Source organism: Atopobium minutum 10063974, assembly GCF_000364325.1.
GTDB lineage: Bacteria > Actinomycetota > Coriobacteriia > Coriobacteriales > Atopobiaceae > Atopobium > Atopobium minutum.
Genome location: NZ_KB822533.1, coordinates 90,351 through 114,497 on the forward strand (window position 1 = coordinate 90,351; position 24,147 = coordinate 114,497).

18 protein-coding genes are annotated in these 24,147 nt (G+C 48.6%); 1 reads left to right on the plus strand and 17 read right to left on the minus strand.

The window, feature by feature from the left end:
- Position 1 precedes the first annotated feature (1 nt).
- The 8 genes from HMPREF1091_RS00415 to mfd form a co-directional block, all read right to left on the minus strand.
- A complete protein-coding gene (locus HMPREF1091_RS00415) occupies positions 2–712 on the minus strand; it encodes a GntR family transcriptional regulator (RefSeq protein ID WP_002562852.1) in 711 nt (236 codons plus the stop codon).
- A 49-nt stretch (positions 713–761) separates the two neighbouring features.
- On the minus strand, positions 762–1,412 hold the full coding sequence (locus HMPREF1091_RS00420) for an HAD family hydrolase (protein WP_002562853.1): 651 nt from the start codon (positions 1,410–1,412) through the stop codon (positions 762–764).
- A gap of 92 nt (positions 1,413–1,504) precedes the next feature.
- Positions 1,505–2,491, minus strand: coding sequence for an SIS domain-containing protein (locus tag HMPREF1091_RS00425; RefSeq protein ID WP_002562854.1), 987 nt, complete (start codon positions 2,489–2,491; stop codon positions 1,505–1,507).
- 60 nt (positions 2,492–2,551) lie between these two features.
- On the minus strand, positions 2,552–3,391 hold the full coding sequence (locus HMPREF1091_RS00430) for a PTS system mannose/fructose/sorbose family transporter subunit IID (protein ID WP_002562855.1): 840 nt from the start codon (positions 3,389–3,391) through the stop codon (positions 2,552–2,554).
- A gap of 12 nt (positions 3,392–3,403) precedes the next feature.
- Positions 3,404–4,207 (minus strand): PTS mannose/fructose/sorbose/N-acetylgalactosamine transporter subunit IIC, encoded by an 804-nt coding sequence (locus HMPREF1091_RS00435; RefSeq protein ID WP_002562856.1) that lies wholly within the window; start codon positions 4,205–4,207, stop codon positions 3,404–3,406.
- A 77-nt stretch (positions 4,208–4,284) separates the two neighbouring features.
- Positions 4,285–4,752, minus strand: coding sequence for a PTS sugar transporter subunit IIB (locus tag HMPREF1091_RS00440; RefSeq protein ID WP_002562857.1), 468 nt, complete (start codon positions 4,750–4,752; stop codon positions 4,285–4,287).
- Positions 4,749–5,177, minus strand: coding sequence for a PTS sugar transporter subunit IIA (locus HMPREF1091_RS00445; RefSeq protein WP_002562858.1), 429 nt, complete (start codon positions 5,175–5,177; stop codon positions 4,749–4,751). Before HMPREF1091_RS00445 ends, HMPREF1091_RS00440 begins: the two co-directional genes overlap by 4 nt.
- 286 nt (positions 5,178–5,463) lie before the next feature.
- Entirely contained in the window at positions 5,464–8,958 is a 3,495-nt protein-coding gene (gene mfd / locus HMPREF1091_RS00450) for a transcription-repair coupling factor (RefSeq protein WP_002562859.1), read from the minus strand.
- Between the two features lie 123 nt (positions 8,959–9,081).
- Here mfd and nth point away from each other — a divergent pair, with 123 nt between their 5' ends.
- Positions 9,082–9,777 (plus strand): endonuclease III, encoded by a 696-nt coding sequence (gene nth / locus HMPREF1091_RS00455; RefSeq protein WP_002562860.1) that lies wholly within the window; start codon positions 9,082–9,084, stop codon positions 9,775–9,777.
- Between the two features lie 50 nt (positions 9,778–9,827).
- Here nth and HMPREF1091_RS00460 read toward each other — a convergent pair whose 3' ends face one another.
- The 9 genes from HMPREF1091_RS00460 to HMPREF1091_RS00500 all read right to left on the minus strand — a co-directional run bounded on the left by HMPREF1091_RS00460 (position 9,828) and on the right by HMPREF1091_RS00500 (position 24,081).
- Positions 9,828–13,139 (minus strand): 4-alpha-glucanotransferase, encoded by a 3,312-nt coding sequence (locus HMPREF1091_RS00460; RefSeq protein WP_002562861.1) that lies wholly within the window; start codon positions 13,137–13,139, stop codon positions 9,828–9,830.
- A gap of 7 nt (positions 13,140–13,146) precedes the next feature.
- Positions 13,147–14,655, minus strand: a complete 1,509-nt coding sequence (gene glgA / locus HMPREF1091_RS00465; RefSeq protein WP_002562862.1) for a glycogen synthase GlgA — start codon at positions 14,653–14,655, stop codon at positions 13,147–13,149.
- Positions 14,656–14,657: 2 nt separating this feature from the next.
- A complete protein-coding gene (glgD, locus tag HMPREF1091_RS00470) occupies positions 14,658–15,755 on the minus strand; it encodes a glucose-1-phosphate adenylyltransferase subunit GlgD (protein ID WP_002562863.1) in 1,098 nt (365 codons plus the stop codon).
- 2 nt (positions 15,756–15,757) lie between these two features.
- Positions 15,758–16,906 (minus strand): glucose-1-phosphate adenylyltransferase, encoded by a 1,149-nt coding sequence (locus HMPREF1091_RS00475; protein WP_002562864.1) that lies wholly within the window; start codon positions 16,904–16,906, stop codon positions 15,758–15,760.
- A gap of 69 nt (positions 16,907–16,975) precedes the next feature.
- Complete coding sequence (locus HMPREF1091_RS00480) at positions 16,976–19,399, minus strand: glycogen/starch/alpha-glucan phosphorylase (protein WP_002562865.1); 2,424 nt, start codon at positions 19,397–19,399, stop codon at positions 16,976–16,978.
- Positions 19,400–21,550, minus strand: a complete 2,151-nt coding sequence (glgB, locus tag HMPREF1091_RS00485) for a 1,4-alpha-glucan branching protein GlgB (protein WP_002562866.1) — start codon at positions 21,548–21,550, stop codon at positions 19,400–19,402. It abuts the gene before it with no gap.
- Positions 21,551–21,887: 337 nt separating this feature from the next.
- Entirely contained in the window at positions 21,888–22,433 is a 546-nt protein-coding gene (gene rbr / locus HMPREF1091_RS00490) for a rubrerythrin (protein WP_002562867.1), read from the minus strand.
- A 212-nt stretch (positions 22,434–22,645) separates the two neighbouring features.
- Entirely contained in the window at positions 22,646–23,533 is an 888-nt protein-coding gene (locus HMPREF1091_RS00495; protein ID WP_002562868.1) for an HhH-GPD family protein, read from the minus strand.
- 11 nt (positions 23,534–23,544) lie between these two features.
- Positions 23,545–24,081 (minus strand): RrF2 family transcriptional regulator, encoded by a 537-nt coding sequence (locus tag HMPREF1091_RS00500; RefSeq protein ID WP_002562869.1) that lies wholly within the window; start codon positions 24,079–24,081, stop codon positions 23,545–23,547.
- Between the last annotated feature and the right edge of the window lie 66 nt (positions 24,082–24,147).

Here is a 24,147-nt window from a genome sequence, read left to right on the forward strand (position 1 = left end):
CCTATATATCAAATTGATAACGACTGCCCACATAATACTGTTTACCAATACAGAGAGGTTTTTTATTTTGGTCTAGAAATAAAACATGCAAGTAAAGAAGGGCAGACCGAGGCTGAATAGATAAATTACTTGCCTGCCGAACATTAGCATTTACCGCCTCAATAGTACGTTTATACGTACTTTTTGGATACCTACCAGTAAGATCTTTCATGGCGGCAAAGATAGATACATCTTCTAAATCTGCCGAGAAGAGCTCTGTAAATCCCTCATAGGGCCAAAAAAGATTCTCTTCAAAAATAGCCATATCATCGGCGGTACGGATACGTTTGATATACAAAAGTAAAGCGCCCTCGGGTAAACCCAAAAATTCTCGTTCTTGCTCACGAGCGGGTACGATTTCTCTGCTTATAACATGGGCACCGGGTTTGACCGACACGCTCGCACATAAATCAGTAAATGACTGCACTAAATTGGACTGCAAAAAAGCGCGGCTCATGTGCGGTGGTGCGACAAAAGTTCCCTTACCCTGACGTTTAATCAGATACCCATCAGCACACAGATCTTCAATTGCTCGCCTTACGGTAATGCGGCTTACCCCGTACTTCTCGATAAGTTCCTTTTCCGTAGGAAGCATCTGGTCTTCAACATACTCCCCAGTTTCAATTGATGATTGGATCTCTTCATAAATTTGTTGGTACAAAGGTGAGGGCATAACAATCTCATTCATATAGACATATGCAGTAGTAAAGATTTATTTTAAGCTATTGTGAACGTATAAAAGGCAAAATATCAAGTAAACGATCAACCACCACATGGGCTTCGCTTTGGTCGAGATGACCTGCTGAATATTGAGCAAGTGCAACCACCACGGCTCCGCTCGCAAGGCCCGCCTGAATGCCTGTGGGAGAATCTTCTACAACCAAACACTGCCAAGGCCGCACATGCAAAGCTTGCATCGCATTCCGATAAATATCTGGCTGTGGTTTGTGATGTGCACACTGGCTCCCGCTGATAACAAAATCGACCAGATCTCTCAAATCCTGAGCGTCTAAATATTCAGAGATCATGGTAGGTTCTGAAGAAGAACAAATGGCAGTCAGCACGCCGCGTGCATGTAATGCCTTAAAGAGCTCGGGGGCTTGAGGATTGCTTCTCGTCGCATAATCAATAGGATGCGTCGTGCGGTACTCATCATATTGAGCACGCAAACAAGCACGTAGTTCCGCGTTATCCGGTACCAATGTTTCCCAAATAGCTTGATCATTAAAACCAGAAAAATCAATACCGCTCTGAGAAGCTCGTCCAACAGCTTTGAGAAAGGCAGCACGACGCTGATTGTAAAAGGATTCTGAGTCAATAAGAACTCCATCCATATCAAAGAGCACGGCGCGCACATCAGTAATGGCAGCCATAAAGGTACCTCCTTAGTATGTTCAACAAAAAGGAGACAGGCCTAAACCTGCCTCCCCTACCGATATCTTTACTATCAATTACGCAGTCTGAATTAGTACTCAAGTTTCCACATATAGCGACGAAGCGTGAGGGGGTGTTGGCGCTCTTCTGCAATAGCTTCTGCGTATGCACGAAATACAGAAGTATGTATGAAGGGATTAAAATACGTTACCACTTCAGGACTCACGGCAGAAGAAAGGCCATAATCCTTAGAATCAACCACAGCAACCTTGGCACCAAAACGGTTGAGAAAATCTAAAGCACGTGAATCAAGGGAACGTGTTTTGCCTTCATTCATCATAAGAACGAAGGGGACATCCTTATCAACAATCTCAAAGGGACCGTGGAAAAATTCACCCGAATGGAAGCTGCCGGAGTTGATCCACTGCATTTCCATCATGAGGCAAATAGAGCTCGAGTATGCAACCTGCATAGACGAGCCAGAACTCATGTAGTAAATGATCTCATCATCTTTAAACTCTTTACCAAATTGCTCGGCAAGTCCCTTTGATTGGTTGGCGGCACGCTCACCCAAATCAAAAATAGTATTGAAACCATCTACCATCTGGTCGTAATACTCATAGCCCTCAACCTGGTTGCAAAACTCAACAGCAAACGCCATCACATAGCCCATTTTTTCAAGCTTAGCCGCATAGTTTTTCTCAAAGCCATGAACGATAACGTAATCGGCCTGTTTGGTAAGAGCAGAATCTGCAGCATGCGTTACCGAAATAACAGTTGCACCTGCCTTCTTGGCTACCTCAATTGACTCTACGGTCTCTGGAGTACCGCCTCCCAAAGACGCTGCAATAACGACGCTATTCTCGCCAAGCCATTGGGGTGTATCGGTATTAAACTCTGCAGCGGTATAGTGAAAAGCGCGCAATTTCTTTGCAGCATCCTTGAGAAAATAAAAACCAGGGTGTAGTTCAGAACTTGATGCACCACACCCGACAAATGCGATGTCATTGATGGTGTGATGAGACAATACTTCAGAAACAATCTGTTTAACACGAACAAGGTCAATACTATTTTCCATAACACAAATCCTTTCGCATGGAAGAGCTTTTATGAGACATACCTACATACGCAGCAGGCATTACGCAAAGATGCCGCAAGCACTCAAAATCAGGCCGCCTGCAATGCACAGCACAAGGAGCCAGCCGGTATTAACGCCTTTCCTAATGAGATAGAACATAAGCATGGAGATGCCCAGTGAAAGCATCTGAGGAATAATGCCATTAAGAATGTCCTGTAGAGCAGTGCCTCCTCCAGGAAGCGTAATAGGCGTAGTAATGCCAATAAGTGTTGCTACCATGCCACCAATAGCCATGAGTCCAACGATGCCTGATGCATACATAACCTTTGCCATAATGTTGGAGCCTTGGAGCTTCTCGAGATACGAGTTGCCCATTTCATAGCCAAACTTTCCCGCAAGCCAGGTAATAGGTGCTGAGGTGAGAATCGAAATCAGCATTGCAATAATAGGACCAAGAATCGAACCCTGTGCAGCAAGCGAAGCACCTAGACCAAATGCGATAACACGAATAGTGCCTTGGAAGAAGGAATTGCCAATACCTGATAGCGGCCCCATGAGGGAGGTTTTAATAGCGGTAATAGACTCAGGATCTATGCTTTCTGGATCGCGCGCATACTCCTCTTCCATAGAAGAGGCCAAGCCTAATACAAATGCACTCGTCTGAGGTGTGCAGTTATAGAAAGCCATGTGGCGCTTATATGCCTCTTTGCGTTTCTCTACTTGCTCTGGATCATTCTCGTCTGGATAGCAACGATCAATAGTAGGAGCAATGCCATACAAAAAGCCGAGGTTCATTTGACGCTCATAGTTCCAAGAATCCTGAATTGCCCAGGAGCGCCAGAAGACTTGGCTATAGCGTTTACGAGGAGTGATCTCCTTGATGCTTGTATCGTCAGCCATGAGTACTCTCCCTTAATCCTCGTCATCTTCAAGTGGGTCGTAATCTTCATCAGAACCAGCTGTAGCAATGGCTACCTTGGTCTTACCAAATTTAAGCGGTAGCAAAATTGCGGCAGCAAGAACGCCGAAGATGGAAATTGCAGTTACGTCGATGTTCAGGTAGGCGCAAGCAAAGAAGCCAACAAAGAAGAAGGGCATCATCTGGTTGCCCACCATGAGTGACAAAAGCAGTGCTAGACCATAAGCGGTAAGGAACTTACTTGCTAGATTAAGACCATTGGTAACCCATTCGGGAATCGCGTTCACAATACCCTGGACAAAATCAGTGCCCAGATAGATCGCCAAAAAGATTGGAATGAAATACATGAGTGAGTACAAAACGGTACCCCATACGATGTGAAAGTTTGTTGCCTTCTTAAACTGCCCGCTCTCAATTGCAGAATCAGCACTGTGAGTAAGAGCAGCAATAACCGTACGAAAAGCAATGCCAAGCAGCTGACCCAAAACAGCTACTGGTACAGCAATGGCAACTGCAGTTTCTGGAGTGGTACCCGTTAAAATTGAAAATGCCGTTGCAATAATACCGCCCATGACCATGTCAGGAGGAACAGCAGCTCCTACCTGAACCAACCCCATACTCATGAGCTCAATCGTTGCACCTGCAGCTAAGCCCGCAGGAAGATTACAGAGCACTAGGCCAACTAATGCAGAGGTAATCAGAGGCTGCTCACCATTAAGGCGACCAAACAGCCTTGAGTCAAGAATGGCATATACGCCAATGAGACCAATAAGCACCGCTGTCCCCAGTGTGTTCATGTGCTCCCCTTTCCTCTAAAACCCAATACTTATATTCGAATACCGTATATAGAACATGCTTGATATGCTTGTGTGCTTCATAGTCTGGTTAGCTCTTCGGCAGAGGAGCCAGCCGTTTGCTGCACAGTAATCTCAACACCCATAGTAAGAAGCTCTCGGGTATCTTCCTGTTGTTGTTCGGTTAAAAAGACGGATTGGCCAACCTGCTTTGCGCCGTCGACATTTGCTGTGGCGCCATAATTGACTTTGGTAATGGAGGGGTATTTTTTAATAAATGCCAGTAAATGAGTTGTAGAACCAAAAATAAAAATAATATTTTCATTCAGCTGTTCAATTTTTGGCATTTTCTCAAGAGTCTGATGAACGCTAAAAATGTTGACGCGTACGCCTGCGGGTTTTGCAAGCTTGATAGCACTTTTCTTAAGATCATTACTTGCTGTTTCATCATCAACAATAATGATACGCTGGGCATTTGTTGCCTTTACCCAACTTACAACTACTTGGCCATGTAAGAGGCGGTAATCCAAACGTACGAGTTTAATCATAAAATATCATCCTCCTCATCATCTAAGCTCTGCATAACTAAGGGGTTGCAATACACCACTCCATCTCTTGCGACATCGAGTAATTCGGAAATATCCTCAGCCAAAAGCGTGCGATCAAATGAAGTAACTAACGACAAAACCAAAGGCATGTTCATGCCACTCAGCAGATGCATTTGAGGATATTCTGGTAAGAGAGAAACCATGTCATTGTTAACGCTCGAACCAAGCATGTCAGTTACTACGACAATCTCGTCATCCGGTAAAAATGTTGAGAATAGATCTCGTGCCTTTTGAGCCATGCTTTGCATGTCATCTCGAGCCAACATAAGCACATACACATGGGGAATATCGCCCACAATCATTGTGAGAGTGTCATAGATACCTGCAGCTAATCCACCATGTGAAGCTAAAAGAATGCGTCTCATAACATATTTCTCATTTCTAGTAAGCGCGTATATACAGCAGTACTGTCATTTGTTCTGTATGGCATACGCTTCACTCCAATTTGTTATATATGTTTATCTATATCTATAACGTCTATAACCTTTAATACATCAGAGAATAGCACGGAACCTTGCCTTTGAAAAGCATGAACTGGCAGACGTCTCAAGTTTTTTGAGACGTACTGCAAACAAGCGCACGCCATCTCTTGAGACCGCATGCGCTTGTACTTCTACCTTGTACTTCTATAAGGGGAGAGGTTTTGATTACTTACTCTTCGTCGTCTCCGCCAACTTCTTCCAGCACACCCAAGGCAGCGGGAAGTAGCTCTTCTATGCTACGCGTCGCAGAAGTAGCTGCACTTCTAGCAAACGTACCACGTTGTCTATGAAAAGGATACGCCAGTTTCTTGGTCTTGGGATATACCAGCGCACCTCGCTCACGCAACTTGAGGCTTGTATCGCGAGGAACTTCAAGTCCCACATACACCAAACGACCCTCTGTAAGAGCAACTGAACTCACGCCCAAGCGTTGGGCACGAATGCGAATGCGGGCACGATCAAACAGATTGCGGCCAGCCAAAGGAAGCGTTCCATAGCGCTGCTCTACATCCTGCTCAAGCGCGTCTATCTCGGAAAGTTCCATGGCGCCCGCCAGCTGGCGGTACACCAGCACGCGTTTATCTACATCGGGGATGTACTCATCGGCCAAGTAAAAATCTGCCTGGAGGTTAATGGTCACTTCTACGGGAGGCAAATCCGCAGACTCGCCGCGCGCCTCTGCTACAGCCTGGCCCAACATCTGGGTGAACAAATCAAAACCTACACTCGATAGATTGCCATGTTGCTCGCCGCCCATTAACGATCCTGCACCGCGAATCTCTAGGTCGCGCATGGCAATGCGCATGCCGCTTCCCAGCTCTTGGAACTCATTGATAGCCATCAGACGATCTGTTGCCTCGGGCGTCAGCGGAAGCTCACCGGGAAACATGAAGTAGGCATAGGCCTGAATACGACCACGACCCACACGTCCCTTAAGCTGATACAGCTGCGCCAAACCCAAACGCTGTGAATCCTCAATGATCAGGGTATTGGTATGTGGATTATCAATACCGCTCTCAATAATGGTGGTAGCTACCAGCACGTCAATCTCGTGCTCTTCAAAGCTCATCATCACGTCTTCGGTCTCGCGCGCGCTCATCTTGCCGTGTGCCACGCCAATGCGTGCCTCTGGCACTGCCTCTTGCACGCGCGCCACGGCATCTTCGATAGTAGTCACGCGATTGGACACGTAGTAGACCTGACCTTTACGCGCCAGCTCTGCACGAATAGCCGCACAAACCACATCCAGATCAAATTCACCTACGCTCACCTGTACTGGAATACGCCCAGGTGGCGGGGTCAAAACCAGCGACATATCACGTACGCCACTCATGGCCATCTGCATGGTACGCGGAATGGGAGTAGCAGAAAGCGTAAGTACATCTACCTGCTCACGCATGTTCTTGAGTTGCTCTTTATGCTGAACGCCAAAGCGCTGTTCCTCATCAATAATGATAAGACCCAGGTCATGTGGGTTAACATCACTGGACAACAAGCGATGCGTACCAATGAGGACCTTAACGTCACCAGCTGCAAAGCCTTCAAGTGCCCGGCGCTGTTTTGCCGGAGTTACGAAGCGTGAAAGCACGCGAACATCCACATCAAACGGGGTAAAGCGCTTGAAGAACGTCTGATAGTGCTGCTCGGCCAAAATGGTTGTAGGACACAACACCATAACCTGCCTGCCGTCCATAACCGTTTTAAAAGCAGCACGCAGCGCCACCTCGGTTTTACCAAAGCCCACATCACCACAGAGCAGCCTATCCATAGGACGGCCAGATTCCATATCCGCCTTGATATCTGCAATAGCATGGGCCTGATCTGGGGTAACGTCATAGGGAAAGCTCGCTTCCATATCCAGCTGAGCCGGCGTATCGGGCGCGCAGGCATGTCCCGCAACAGATGCACGACGTGTATACAAATCCACCAGGTCAAAGGCAAGTTTCTTTGCACTCTTACGCGCCTTGCCGGTAGCACGGGACCAATCTGCCGTATTCAAACGGGTTAAGCGCGGACTCGAGCCATCGGGTCCAATGTAGCGAGTAATGCGGTCTACCTGCTCCAAAGGCACAAAGAGCTTATCGTTATTGGCATACTCCAGCAAAAAATAGTCGCGCTCTTTGCCCGAGACTTCCTGGCGGACAATGTCTGTAAACAACGCGATGCCATGCGTGGCATGCACCACATAATCGCCCGGCTTAAAGGGGAAGGTCACGCTGGTTGGATCCACACGCCTACGGCTGCTGCGCTTAGCCATGCGCTGCGTTAAGTCCCCTACCGAGAAAATCGCCAAGCCTGCCTCGGGAAAAATCGTGCCCGCCGGTACGGGCGCATCAATAAAGCTTACAATTCCACGCTCTAAGGGCTTGGCCTGCTGATCTGCCAGCTTGTCCAAGACCTGCACCGCATTGTCCGCACTGCTCGACAACTCTTCACAAAAGGCAATACGCTCGTCATTAAAGCTCAGCTCAAGCGCTTCTCGAGCGCCACGATCGGGCACAGCAAACGCAATAGCCATGTTATTTTCTATGCAGCCGCGCATACGACCCAGCAATTTAGCGTCAGATCCCGCAATGCCAGGTTGGCGCACTTCCAACTTGTGCACCAACGAGGTCCCAGCACGCAAAATTGACGAGAAAGACAGACGCTGCTGCGTACCAAAATCCATTTCGCGCGGCTCTGCAAACAACCCGTCAAGCTTAGCTCGGGCAGCCGACGCAGCCGCATGCAACTCATCATTTTTGCGCTGACAATCATCAAACAAAGCGCGTGGCTCAGACAGCACTACCAGCGTCTGTTTGCTCATATGCGCAAGCACCGATGAGGTAGACCCATACAGCTCTACCAGGTACTTATCGATAACAGGAGAGGCACAACGAGCTTCAATCAGTTCCAAATCCGCAGCAATGGCGGAATTTTCCTGTGCACTGTTATAGAGCGCACGCTGTGCGGTGGCCACGGTTTTATCGGTAAGAGCAAGCTCACGGCAAGGAGAGATGACCACAGATGCAAGGTCGCCAATGGTTTGTTTGGTAGACGCCACCATACGGCGCACGCGATCAATCTCATCGCCAAAAAATTCTATGCGCACAGGCGCCGTAGCTTGAGCGGGAAACACGTCTATGCTATCCCCATGGATGTGAAAGCTGCCCGGAGCTGCCGCTTCACCATCGTCCGCATAGCCCATGCCAACCAACAGGGCACCCATGTCCTCAAAAGGCACCTCATCGCCCACGGCAAAACTGCTGCTTGCCCAGTAACCAGAACCCACGGGCGGTACTTGACGCATAAGGGCACGCGCGCTGGCAACCACAATGCAGGGCTTGCCTTGCGCCAAGAAAGAGACCGCAGCACAGCGAGCTCCAATCACCGCATCATCGGCCGCAACGTCTGCCCAAGGCAGATCTTTACGCTCTGGATAGCGCGCTACGTTGTCCAGCCCAATCCACGCAGAGAGCGTGCGGGCCACTCTATCGGCAGCCTCTTCTCCAGAAACCACCATCAGCGTAGGTCGAGGATTGCGCGCCCACAGGCTGGCAACTACAACAGGACGAGCAGACTGAGCTACCGCCACATCACAATCTGCACCCGCGTCGAGATCATGGACCACATCAACCATGGCGGGGGCGCTTAACAAACTACGAGAAATTCTATTGATGAGCACGGATACGCTCTCCATCCTAAAATGACATGCTAAAGCCGACTACACTTACGGTAGCCGGGAATAAAGGTATAAGTTGCTCATATTTTACCCAACGACTACACTAACAGCGCCAAGGGAGGTACCATGCCGCGAGAATCCAAAAAAGCTAAATGCGCGCGTGCGCTTGAGGTTTGTAAACGCATGAACCAGCGCTACCCCCAAGCCGAGTGTGCTCTGCATTTTACCGACCCCTTTACGCTGGTCATTGCCGTGTTGCTCTCTGCTCAAACAACCGATAAGGCCGTCAACTCCGTAACTCCTACCCTGTTTGAAAAGTGGCCCACGGCTCAAGCCATGGCCGGCGCCTCTCCTGTAGAAGTGGGAGAGGTTATCCATCGCTTAGGCTTTTTTCGCACAAAATCCCAGCATGTGGTGGCAACGGCCCAAAAGATCATAACCGATTTTGGCGGCGAAGTCCCCCATACCATGGAGGAACTCACCTCTCTGCCTGGCGTAGGACGCAAGACGGCAAATATCGTGCTTAACAACGCCTTTGGAATTGTTGAAGGCATTGCTGTAGACACGCATGTTTTTCGTATTGCTACCCGCCTTAAGTTCACTCATGCCCCTTCTCCTGCTGCTGCCGAGAAGGACATCTTGGCAGTTATTCCTCGTGAGATGTGGGGTCCCGTTAACCACCAATGGGTGCTGTTTGGGCGCGAGATTTGTGATGCAAAAAAGCCCCTTTGTGCCGAATGCCCCATCGTGGATCTTTGCCCTAGCGCCTTTGTTGCACAAGGCAATCCCGTCAAGAAAAAGAGAACCCGGCGCCTTGCCTAGCCTGGCGGGTCCCACGTTGCAACACCCCGCCTTGCCTAGGCCAACAGCTTCTATGCACGCCCGAACTTCTCGGTAAGCGCTCGTAAGGTAGCACACGAGGCATCAAGCTGATCCCATGAACAGACCCATTGCCAGTTATGCTGGGTGCTGCCTGGGATATTCATGCGGTGTGTATCATCCAGGCCAAGCACATCCTGCAATTGCACGATAACAAGCGACGCATTGCTCCCATCAGCAAGCGTGAGCATTTCTTGCGCCCGAGCACCCGCGTCCTGTTTACCAAAATGATCCTCACACCAGCCAACCAGCGTTTGCGTGTCATGTGTAGTTGTATACGCCACTTTATGCGCCGGCACGTACCAGCCATCTTGCGAGAAGTAATCCGAGAACAAAGACACTTCCATGCCATAAAAGCCGCAGCTTGCCATCAGGGCACGGACAGCAGGAGTCACCATACCCAGATCCTCAGCAATAACGGGCAGGTTGCCAAAACGCTCATACGCCTTTTGAAAGAGCTCGCGACCGGGACCCAAGCACCAGTGACCCGCCTGTATCGGTAGGTCCTGCGGAATAGCATAATATGAGCAGAACCCTATAAAGTGATCGAGGCGCACGTAGTCATACAGTTCAAATGAACGAGCCAGTCGCTCGAGCCACCACTCATATCCAGTGGCTCGCATGGCATCCCAGTTATATACGGGATTGCCCCAGCGCTGTCCCTCACTTGAAAAAGCATCCGATGGAACGCCCGCAACCAAGGCTGGATTCCCCAAAGTATCCAGGGCAAATAAATCCTGATGCATCCACACATCCGCAGAGTCGCCTGAAATATACAGAGGGATGTCGCCAATGATATGAATACCACGCTCGTTTGCATAGCTATGCAGCGCATTCCATTGGCGTTCAAACTCAAACTGATCGCGCCGGATAGTTTTGGCAACTTGGCTCAGATGAGGCCGCTGCGCAAGATAGTCCGCAATAGTTTTCTGGTCATATGTGCGCAGGTTTTCAGGCCAGTCACGCCACAGGACACCTTTTTGATCGTACTTAAGCGCCATAAAGTACGAATACGGGATCAGCCAAGAGGCGTTCTTATCTACGAACTCGTGATAGTCTTTTTGAGAAAAGCCTGCCCGCTCATACTGAGCGCGCTCTCGTGCAGATATAAACTTTACATTGTTTGCAAACGCAGAGATTCCTGCATACGGAGATCCAAATTCATCTGTGGGATTAACCGGCAATACCTGCCAATAGGTCTGATGTGCTTGTGCCAACCAATCGCAAAAACGACGCGCCGAGGCACCTAAGCAGCCCTGTTCTCCCTCTACGGCACCTGTCTCATCAAGCGCCTCCGGCAATGAGCTGACATGGCACAACACCCCTGATCCTGGCACCGGAACTGCTCCCAAGCTTTTATCGGCATGAAAATACAGAACGGCAGACCCAAGCGGTGGCAAATTCAGCTGCACCACACCGTTGTCTACTACCAGTTTTTGCCCGGCGATAAGTTCATCCACGCAGCTGCCCAACAGCGGCACCCGTACTTCGTGCGCCACAGCGGGGTTTCTATTGATAAGCACCGCCACACTTTGATTATGCTGGTTGTTTTTTCGCACAAAACCAAAGACCTCATCGCCCAGATCCAAAGTAAAGAAGTGGTCAGCCTCAGAGAGCGGCAGCGTTTTGCGCAGGGTAAGAGCATTGCGGATAATTGCCTGGCAGTCTGTATCTTCATGACCCCAGGGAAAGGCCGCACGATTAAAGGGATCAGTGGTGCCTTCTAGTCCTGCCTCATCACCGTAGTATATGCAGGGAACACCAGGTAGCAGCATCTGCACAAGCGTTGCCAGCCACAAACGACCCTTTGCAAGACCTCGCTCTGACTCGCTCAGGCGATAAGAGCCGTGTTGCCCGTCCATGTTGTGCGGATCAGGAGCGCCCAATAAGGTAAGAATGCGCGCTGTATCATGCGTGCCCAGCAGGTTAAAGGCTTCTACAAAGGCATCGGGGGGATAGTTTTCATGCATGGATTCCATGCGTTCACGCAGCACCGAAGCGCTCATGTCTCCACGCACGTACCCAAGCAATGCCTCGCGCAGGTTGTAATTCATAACGGCATCCAGCTCGTCGCCCAAAAAGTACTGACGAAGCTTGCCATAGCTTATTTTATTGGAGGCGTCTTCCCAAACCTCGCCCAAAATAAGGGCGTCGGAGCGCTCTGCAAGCGCGGCGCGGCGCAGCTCCTTAATAAAGTCATCAGGCAGCTCATCGGCTACATCAAGACGCCAACCACGTGCCCCCGCACGCAGCCAGCTGCGAACCACTCCATCTTTACCAAACATATAGTCGCGATACGTTTGGGAATGTTCATCTATATCGGGCAGATCATCCACGCCCCACCAGCTTTGGTACTCACCTGTTTTCTTGTCAAACTTATACCAGTCACGATACACAGAGTCCTTGCTTTGGTAGGCACCAACGCTGTCATAGTTGTTGTACTTGTTAAAGTACAAACTATCGCAGCCAGAGTGGTTAAACACGCCGTCCAAAATGATGGAAATACCCCTGTCTTGGGCTTCTTTGCACAGCAACGTAAAGTCTTGCAGATCTCCCAATAAGGGGTCTATTTGCAGGTAGTTGCCTGTGTCATAGCGATGATTACTAGCAGCTTCAAAAATGGGATTGAGATACAAAATTGTAATGCCCATACCCTGCAGGTAATCAAGCTTTTCTCGAATGCCGTTGATGCTCCCGCCGTAAAAATCCCAGCGCTGCACGCGGCCTTTCTCGTCACGAATGTAGTACGGCGGTTCATTCCAATCCTGTTGGATGTGACGAGCAACCCCATGCGGATGAAGCCGCAATGCCTGCTGTGCACGCTGCTCCCAGTTTTTATCGCGAGAAAAGCGATCGGGAAAGATCTGGTAGGCTACGCCTCCACGGTACCAATCGGGCTGGGTGGTGCGCGGCGTATAGGCGGTAATCTGGAACGAAGGACCCATCCATTCCCGTAGGGTTCCTACGCCACCTACCTGGCCCTCGGATGCCCCATAAAACCACTGATGGCCCTCTGCATTTTGCAGCCTAAAGCAATACCATACAATTTGCGCCTGGGTAAAGGTCGGCGTGCAAGAAAACCGCAGGTGGTCGTCTTGTTGCGATGCCTCCATGGGGATAAGGGTCTCACCTTTGCCGTCTATCCAGATGCGCAGATCACAGCTTATTTGACTGGTTTTGTCTTCTGTGGTGACGGGGCTGTTCTCATCCCATACGTCTAAAGATAAACGTACGACACTATCCACGGGGACAGCGCCGTACGGGAAGCGATATGCTTCAAGACGACTATTATGCAGTGCATTCATAAGGTAGTTAGTTTCCGCTCTTTTTCTTTAGATAACGATCGACCTCAGGATGTAGCTGGTGGTAGAGATCCACATAATCATCTGCCGCACAATGCCATCCAAAATCAACCGACATAGCCTGTTTTTGTATATCATGCCATTCTTTTTGCTGCGTCCAAAAGATCTCCGCTGCAGTATAGACGGCATCAAGCATTTCATCTGCATTAAAGTGAGCAAAACTAAAGCCAGTGCCTTCATGAGTAAAGCGATTGTAGGACTGTACTGAGTCTACAAGACCTCCAACCTCATGCACCACAGGAAGCGTTCCGTAGCGCATGGAAATCATTTGAGAAAGACCGCAGGGTTCAAACCGAGAGGGCATCAAAAAGAGGTCAGAACCCGCATAAATTCTTTGTGCCAAATCTGCATCAAAGCACAGCTTGGCACGGAACTGATCGTGATAGCGCCAGTCAAAGTATGCCATTGAGTTTTCATACGTGGCGTCGCCTGTTCCTAACACCACCATCTGAATATTGCGCGACATCATATTGTCTACGCCATATTGGATAAGATCCAAACCCTTTTGTTCCGTTAGGCGACCTACAAAACCAACGATCAGTCTGTCTGGATCTTCTTCAAAGCCAAGCTCTTTTTGTAAGGCAGTCTTACAGACTTGCTTTCCGGCAAGGTTTGTAACAGAGTAGTTTTTTTGCAGACAAGCGTCCGTTGCAGGATCATACAGTGTGGTGTCTATACCATTGAGCACCCCCTGAAAACTATCGCCCCTCCGCTGGAATTCAAATTCTAGCTGCTCACCAAAATACGGGTCCTTGAGTTCATTAGCATAAGTAGGGCTTACGGTAGTAACCCAATCTGAATATCTCAAAGCACCCTTCATAAAGTTGATGCTTTGTTCATCACAGTGCAATTGATCCACCGCGGCAGGCACTTCATGCAGTCCGAGAATATCTCCCAGCACATCGTCAGAATACTGCCCTTGGAACTTAACGTTATGAACCGTGAACACCGTCTTAACGTTGTTGTAGATCTCGCCAGAGTAAAACTCACGCAAAAATACGGGCGATAAGGCAGTCTGCCAGTCATTACAGTGCAAAATATCACAGCGAAGCTGCTCAATTTGGCTTATCGCCTCTACGATGGCCTTGGCAAAAAAGGCAAAACGCTCACCGTCATCAAAGTAGCCATACAAGCCATCACGCGCAAAATAATATTCGTTGTCTACAAAGTAATAATCTATGCCACGGTATACCAGGTGCTCTATACCGCAATACACGCGACGCCAGGACAGAGGAACATAAAAATCTCCCAGATGCTTCATTTTGCTTTTGAATTGCTCCGGAATGGAAGCATAGTTTGGCGAGATAACCGCCACTTTACAGCCGGCTTCACGCAGGGCAAGGGGCAAAGCTCCTGCTACGTCTCCTAATCCACCAGTTTTTGAGAAGGGTGCAACCTCAGATGACGCAAACAAAACTCTGAGCTTTCTCCGTACGCGACGCGTTATATTTTTAGGCATACCTAATTATTTCCTTTCCGCCGAATCCAGATTGATTCTGGTGTCCCGCGCAGCTCGGTGCTTGCCGAAATGACGTTATTCCGGTCTATGATGGCATTTTCTACCCGTGCGCCGCTTTTAATCACGCAATTTTGATACACGATTGCATTGGATACCGTAGCACCTGGCTCAACCACAACATTGCGACCCAAAATAGAGTGAGAAACGGTTCCATGTATGATACTACCAGCAGAAACAATAGCATTGCGAACATAGCAGCCGCGCTTATACATTACGGGAGGCGTGTCATGAGCTTTTGTAAGTATAGGACGCTCTGGGGTAAAGAGCTCTGACATAATGTCAGCATTGAGCAGCTCCATACTCCGATGGAAATAGTACTCCACGTTAAAGAGAGCCGCAGAGTACCCCGAGAAGTCATGCGTACGTACCGCGAGCCGGCCAAAATCGCCCGTCATAGCCTCAAACAAATCCAGATAGTCTGCCGAGGAATACCAATTGAGCAGCGACTCAAGCATGGTGCGCTTAATAATAAACGTGTCCATAAACGAAGTATCACCAAATGCAACACCATGGTGGATACCCTGTACCCGACCATCATCATCCAGCTTAAAGCCCATCAGGTCATCTTCGTCGCGCGTTGCCCGCGTTGTGAGCACGGTAATATCGGCTTGGCTTTCTTTATGGCTGTTAACCAGCTCAGTAAAATCCATGTTATAGACGATATTGGAAGCAGAACAAATGACATAATCTGCCGTCGAGCGATCGAGAAACAGCTTGTTGTTGACAAGATCGCGAATGAGGAAACGCGCACCTGTGCGAGACGTACCAAAAGCAGAACCCGGCAAGAGGAACAGGCCACCATTTTTGCGATCGAGCATCCAATCTTTGCCAGAGCTAATGTGGTCGATAATAGAGCGATAATTAGAAGGCATAATAACGCCTACGGTGCGGATACCGCAGTTAACCATATTGGAAAGAGCAAAGTCTACAAGACGGTAACGGCCGCCATAGGGCAGTGCCGCAATGGGACGATCAAAGGTCAAGTCACTTGGATGTTTTGATGAATAGTTTGTCGTAATAAGGCCGATGATTTTATCCATGCTTATTCATCTCCCTTCCCAACCACTACGTTATCTCCGATAACTGCTGTATCGCGTGTGGCATCTACACTCCCAATGGCAACGTTTTCTTCTATGACAGAATTTTCGCCTAGGATGGCCCTAATAACACGGGCTCCATCTTTTACATGAGCGCCTGGCAACAGAACGGAATCTTCCACCATAGCGCGTGAACCCACGTAGACGTCAGTAGAAAGAATGGAGTGCTTCACACTGCCAAAGATTTTGCAGCCATTTGCTACCAGAGAATCAGAAATACTGCCATCCGGGCCAACGTAATGAGGTGGACGTACGGGCGCATTGCTCATAATGGGAGCGTTTTTAACAAAGAGATCAAATTCGGGATTATCTCCCAGCAAATCCATGCTTGTCTCGTGATAGCTTGAGATAGTCCCTACGTCACGCCAAAAGCCCTCAAACCGGTAGGTGTAGAGCTTGTAATCATCTTCAAGCAACTTAGGAATAATATTTTTGCCAAAGTCATGGTCAGAACGCTGATCAATAGCATCTTCTTTTAGCGCATGAACGAGTAGCTCACTATTAAAGATGTAAATGCCCATGGAAGCCAAATTGGAATCAGGCTGATTGGGCTTCTCGGTAAACTTAATGATGCGGTCATCGTCATCCTGGGTGATAATGCCAAAACGAGAAGCCTCTTCCCAAGGCACTGGCATAACCGCAATGGTCAAGTCAGCACCATGGCGCTTGTGAGTCTCCAGCATATCGTGGTAGTCCATACGATACAGCTGATCACCCGAAAGGATGATGACATACTCAGAACTATTAGCTTGGATAAAATCAATGTTTTGATACACTGCATCTGCGGTGCCTTCATACCATGCACCGCCTGTCTCGGTAGCAAAGGGAGGAAGAATGGAGACGCCGCTATTCCGCTCATCCAGGTTCCAATCCGCACCCGTACCTACATAGGAATGAAGAAGATAGGGGCGATACTGTGTTAGTACTCCTACGGTGTTAATACCGGAGTTTACGCAGTTGGAAAGTGCAAAATCTATGATGCGGAACTTGCCGCCAAAGGATACCGCGGGCTTAGCAATGTTGCGTGTGAGCACCCCCAATCTACTGCCCTGACCACCAGCAAGAAGCATTGCAATGCACTCTTTCTTACTCAATGTAAGCACCTCCACTTCTTAATCTGTATAGGATTGCATCTTATATTCAATTATATGTATATACATGCCCTATATGTTCCATATTTCCTCAGCATAATCGCGAATAGTTCTATCACTTGAGAAATAACCGGAGCGAGCCGTATTAAGAAGCGACATCTTGGCCCAAGTATGTACCTCATCAATAGAGCTTCTCAACTGTTGGAAGGCGTCGGTATAGGCACAGAAATCCTTGCAGACATACCATTGGTCGTTGTTGATCATCAACTCATCGCGCACTGACTCAAAGTTGCCATTCAGACGCGCAAGCGTTCCGTCCGTCAGCTGGTCTATGCAGCGTCCCAAACGCTCATGCTGGTTGTGGTATTCATCCCATACCATGTAGCCTTCACTTTGGAGCCTTGCAATATCCTCGACATGCATGCCAAAAATCTTGATGTTGTCCACACCGACAAGGTCGGCAATCTCGATATTGGCACCGTCATAGGTACCAAGTGTAATAGCTCCGTTAAACATGAGTTTCATGTTGGAGGTACCAGAACCCTCCATGCCAGCTGTGGAAATCTGCTCGGAAATATCGGCGGCAGGATAGATGAGCTGCGCATTAGAGATTGCAAAATTAGGAACAAACGCAATCCGTATGTATTCATTGGCACGCGGGTCATTATTTATAACGTCGGCCAACGAGTTAATAAGACGAATGACTTCCTTTGCAAAGGTGTAGCTCTGCGCTGCCTTACCTGAGAAAATAAACGAAGTTGGCAGGGGCTTATAAGAAGGATCAGCCAGTATATGGTTGTACAGATCCAAAATCTTAAACACATTAAGCAGCTGACGCTTGTATGCATGGAAACGCTTAACCTGTACATCAAAGACCGAGTGGGGATCCAAAACTACCCCCGTAGTGCGGGCAATATAGTCCGCTAGACGCACTTTATTTTCATGGCGCGCCGCATAGAGCTGCTCATGCAAAGAGCTGTCGTCTGCATACTGTTCAAGGTCACTAAGCTTAGCGGCATCATCGAGCCATTCATTGCCAATAACATCAGAGATCACGCGGGAAAGCGCAGGATTTGCCTCACACAGGAAACGACGGTGAGAAATGCCGTTAGTCTTGTTGTTAAACTTTTGGGGCGTAAGCGCACAAAAACCTTTGAATACCTCACGCTTAAGGATCCCGGTATGAATGGCAGAAACCCCGTTAATCGAGTGTCCGCATACGATGGAAAGGTTTGCCATGCGTACCCGACCATCCCACAGTACCGCGGTCTGAGAAGCAATGTCATGCCAATTGTTATCCTTAGGCAGCGATTCAATAAAGCGCCGATTGATCTCATCGATAAACATATAAATGCGTGGCAACAGCGTACGGAAGGTGGTAATGGGCCAGGTCTCTAAAGCCTCAGGCATAACCGTATGATTGGTAAATGAAATGCAGTGTGTGGTAATGTCCCACGCCGTATCCCAATCGAGCCGCTCTACATCTACGAGCAAGCGCATAAGCTCAGGACCACACATCGCAGGATGCGTATCGTTGGTATGGATAGCAACACGATCTGCAAAGTGTTCCCAATCACAGCCATAATCCTTTTTATAGCTGTGGATAATGGTCTGCAGGCCAGCTGATACAAAGAGATATTCCTGCTTGAGGCGAAGCAAGCGACCATGCTCACCTGCATCATTGGGATACAAAATGGTAGAGATAGCCTCTACATCAGAACGGAACTTGTTGGCTTTTGCATAATCGCCTGCGTTAAACGCATCCAAATCAAAGTTTTCCTCGACAGGCTCTGCGCTCCAAAGGCGCAGGTGATTGATCTTGGTCCCACCAAAACCAACGATGGGAACATCATACGGAACAGCGCGCACCCGCTCGCCATTCTCGACAGAGAACCAATACGCACCATTATTGTCTTCATGGCGAACTACCTCGCCGCCAAACACAACTTCCACCGCACTGGAGTCACGCCGGGTTTCCCAAGGAAAACCTTTTGCCAACCAGTTGTCGGTTTGCTCTACCTGGCAGCCGTTAACGATTGCCTGGTGGAACAGGCCATAGCGATAACGCATACCATTGCCGTAGCCGTCAATATCCTCATGCGCCATGGAGTCCAAGAAACACGCAGCAAGACGGCCAAGACCGCCATTGCCCAAACCCGGATCACATTCTTGTTCCTCAACGGTATCCAATGAGATGCCCAGATCTTTAAGACCATCGGCCACGGTATCTCGGACGCCAAAGTTAATGAGGTAGTTGTCAAGCAGCGGTCCTATTAAAAACTCCAGCGAGAAGTAATAGACCTTCTTTTTTTGCAGCTTACGAGAGCGCTCTTTTGAAGCAATCCCCCGCTCACGCGAGATGGTTGCCACCATATTGGCAAGTACTTGGTAGTATTCATCGTTGGTACAGTCTTGAAACGATTTGCCCAGCAGAGATTGGCATTCGGTAATGAACTGATCAGTAAACGCTTCTTTTGGCTCAAAGATAGGGCTCATCTATTTTGCTCCTTTAGCTGCTTGAACCTTTTTAGGGCGTGCCGTTTTGTGCTGGGTGGTTTTGGATTGCTTTGTCTTGCGTGGCTTTGGCTTCTGCTGCGCAGTTTTAGCCTGCGTCTTTTTGGGCTGTGTCTTTTTAGACTGCGTTGCTTTAGTCTGCGTCTTTTTGGGCTGCTCGGCTTTATGACGCGCTGCTTTAGGACGTCCTGTTTTCTTTACACACGACAAGACCATGCCGCCCAAAGGAGGAATACGCATAACCACCGATTGATCACAACCGTTCCATGCCACATCCTCGCTGCGCACATCCTCTGTGTTAATCACGCCTGAGCCACCAAAACGCGCGTCATCAGAACTGAAGACCTCACGCCATATGCCAAATTCAGGAACACCTATACGAAACTCTTGGTAGCAAGCAGGATTAAAGTTCAGCACTACGACAACATCATCCGCTGCATCGTTGCCATGCCGAACATAGCTAATGAGCGACTGTTCGTTGTTGTCCGCGTCAATCCAAGTAAAGCCCTCCTCTTCATACGACTTTTGCCAGAGAGCAGGTTCATGCTGGTACAACAGGTTTAATTCACGGATAAACTCATGCTGCTTATGATGTGCTTCATATTCCGTCTCTAAGAACCATTCAATGGATTCGTAATACCGCCACTCGATCCATTGGGCAATCTCATTTCCCATAAAGTTGAGCTTGGCCCCAGGATGCGTCATTTGGTACAGCGCTAGCAAGCGCATACCAGCAAATTGGCGCCAGTAATCCCCAGGCATGCGGGTAATGAGGGAACATTTACCATGAACCACCTCATCATGACTGAGTGGCAAGACAAAGTTCTCATTAAACGCGTACATAAGAGAAAAGGTAAGCATTTTATGATTGCCAGGACGGAAAGGAAAATCTGTCTGCATGTAATGCAGAGTGTCATTCATCCAACCCATATCCCATTTATAGTGAAAACCAAGACCACCTACTGAGGGTGGATAGGTAACCAAGGGCCATGCCGTTGATTCCTCGGCAATCATCATAACGTCAGAAAAATATATGCCAACTACGGAGTTAGTCTGACGAATAAACTCAATGGCATCAAGGTCTCCCTCATCGCCATACTGATTAAATTTTTTGAGTTTCTCGTCATCCACGCCAAAATTGAGATAGAGCATGGAGCTTACGCCGTCCATACGAATACCGTCGGCATGATAGTACGACAACCAGTACAAAACATTTGATATAAGAAAGCTGCGGACCTCGCCACGAGCAAAATCAAACTTGTACGTGCCCCAATTTGGATGCTCCTCTTTTTCATAGAGCATAGATCCATTAAAGGCTACGAGACCCTGCTCATCTCGACAAAAACCACCAGGTACCCAGTCCAAAATCACGCCAAGGCCAGCCTTATGGCAGCTGTCCACAAAATGCATGAATTGCTTTGGATTGCCATACCGTGCCGTTGGCGCATAGTACCCCGTGGTTTGATATCCCCAAGAACCATCAAAGGGGTGCTCCATAACGGGCATGAGCTCCAGATGGGTGTAGCCCATCTCCTTGGCATACGCTACCAGCTCATCAGAAAGCTCGTCATAGCTTAAATAACTTCCTGTTGGCTTTTCTCCTTCAGGGGTTTCAAAATTTCCACTGCGTTTATCGTGATGGCGCTTCCAAGAACCCAGATGAACCTCATAGATATTAAGCGGGCGCTGCGTATGCGGTTGTTGAGCACGCTGTTTCATCCAGGCAGTATCGTGCCAAGCATAATTCTCAATATCAAAAATGCGCGAAGCGGTCCCAGGCGGGCACTCCGACCACACCGCATAGGGATCGGCCTTGTATAAACCCTTACCATCCTTTGTTTGAATGTAATATTTATACAAATCCCCTTGAGAAACCCCTGCTATAAAGCCTGACCAAATACCAGAATTGGCATCAAGCGTAAGCACATGAGCATTAATATCCCAATGATTAAACGACCCAACTACCGAGACTGACACAACATCGGGCACCCAAACTGCAAAAACATAGCCGTCTTTTCCCTCATGAGTGCAGTGATGTGCTCCCATTTTTTCGTAGCTTTTGTACCACTCACCCTTTTTCATGATGAAAACGTCAGCATCCGTTACGGTCCTACTGGCACAAGAGATATCCATACCAACTCCAGTCCCCGCATTAATAGAAAAGCGTTCCAGCATCGCTCATACAGACCTTGGAAGCTTTATGGCTACACAATACCTTTACGTATTCTCCTTTAAGTTTATACAATTAGAGGACTTTCGTAGCTGAAATATTTCTGTAGTGCTTTACTTTTAACCAAATAGAACATGTGTCTTAGTCTGGCTCTGTAATTCATCCTGACAAATGCGTGGTTCTAAAGCAGATGTGCTCATCGGCTCACGTCTTTAAAAAAGCCGACGTCCTAAAGACGCCGGCTTTAACAGTACTACTTTTGCAGTATAACTAGGCTACAAAATTTGTGTTTAGTAATGCTTAGTAGTTAACTACCTGCTCCTCAAAGTAAGACTGAGGATGATTACAGGTGGGGCATACCTTAGGAGCGGTTGCACCAACGTGCAGGTGACCGCAGTTGAGGCACTTCCAAACCTTTACACCCTCGCGAGAAAAGACGCTGCCGTCCTCAACGGAGGAGAGAAGCTTCTTGTAGCGCTCCTCATGTGCCTTCTCGATAGCGCCAACCAAAGCAAACTTGGCGGCGATCTCAGTAAAGCCCTCTTCCTTAGCGGTCCGAGCAAAACCAGCGTACATATCGGTCCACTCGTAGTTCTCGCCAGCAGCGGCATCCGCCAGGTTTACTGCAGTAGTGGGAACCTCGCCGTTGTGAAGGTACTTAAACCAGAGCTTTGCATGCTCCTTCTCATTACCAGAGGTCTCGGTAAAGATATTAGAAATCTGTACATAGCCCTCTTTTTTTGCCTTGGAGGCATAGTACTCATACTTGGTGTGAGCCTGAGACTCGCCAGCAAAAGCAGCCTCAAGATTTTTTTTGGTTTGGGAATTTTCAAAATCTACTGCCATGATTTCCTCCTTTTTAATGCGGACTCCCCTCCGCACGTCTGTGTTCATTATAGCCAATCGAAAATGCTACTCTGGGACAATCATTCATTTATTTCTCAAGATGAGCTTAAAAATTTTGCTAAAAATATCTTGCGACAAAAGACCGCTGGTTATGGCTTTACCTGCAAAAATGTTGACATAAGCTAACAAGGAGACTTTGTTAAGATGCCAGCTTAGGCAAGCCAGCCGCCCTCAGTTTTCTGGCAAAAACCTTCGGAAGAAAGCTCTTCTAAGAGCTTGATAAATTCCGCGTGCTCCACCACGGGGCGTCCCGCTTGCGCCTCTTGCTCATTGAGTGCCAGCGCTAATTCCAGCTCGCCCATGGGCGTGGCAAGACGACGTGCCGCAAGCAAAATACGTACTAATTCGGCACGCTTTTGTCGATGCGATCCTTCAAACTTTGATTGCTTGGCATGAGATCGAGAACGGCGTGACGGATTAGGTACGGTCTTCTTTAAATAGGCACCGTAGTCGAGAAGCGCATAGTACCAGCTACGCGGACAATCCTGTGGATTGGAAGCATCTGCAGGACAGGTTTTCTGGACAAGCGGAATAAGCTGCTTGTCAGATACCCCCTCCTGACCAGGGAAAAGTTCGTGCAAAAATACCGTACGAACGTTGGTTTCTAGATAGACGGCACAAAGATTAAAGGCAAACGCGCGAATACCCGCAGCTGTTGCTTGGCCGATACCGGGTAAGGCCACCAAATCATCTACCTGGGTAGGAAAGCCATCTAAGCGTGCTGCCAGCTGCTGTGCAGCTTTGTGTACACTCAGCGCTCGACGATTGTAGCCCAGACCCTGCCATTCATCCAACACATCTGCAGAATCCGCTTGCGCGAGCACCTCTATGGTAGGAAAGCGTACGAGCCAACGCTGCCAACGACCATCTACGCGAGACACTTGCGTTTGCTGGAGCATAACCTCACTAATCCAAATATGATACGGATCACGGGTATTGCGCCAAGGCAAATCTCGATAGTGCGTCTGGCCAGCTTCCAGCACTTTTGTACGAAAAGCACCGAGGTCTGCGGTCGGTTCTATGGGCAACTCTTCAGACATGGGTATTTGGATTAGAGATCTTCTGGATGCAGATCTTCTGTTTGATCGTCTGCTGGCTGGAGGTTTTCCATAGCTGGTGTACGCAGCGTTTCAAATGCAGAACTGTTCCAATAGCCTTGGGGCAGCGAGGGTGCCTTAGTGCCAAAAACAACATCGGACAAGCTAACCGATGCAAGATAATCACGCAGCATACGCGAGGCGCCGCACCAAATGGGATTAAACGCACAGTGAGAGCTGCGTGGGCAGGGGCCACCATCCGGGCCATTCCAATCACAGCCAGAAATTGCAACGGGTCCTTGACAAGCCTCTACTATCTCAAGCAGCGTAACGGTTTTGGGGTCAATCACAAGCTTCATGCCGCCACGAGCGCCACGAGTTGACTGAATGATACCCGCAAGAGTCAGGTCATGCTGAATAGAACGAGCAAAGGAATACGGCACGTCATTCTTTTTTGCAGCGGTTCTTACCGATAAAACCGTTTTGCCATCATGCCGAATAAGCTCTGCTAAAATACGCAGCGCGTAATCTGTCTTTCTGGACAAATCCATGCTACTCCTCCAAGCCTGTACATGCCCATAGCACGTAGGCTATTGTGCCCATACGCGATAACCCTT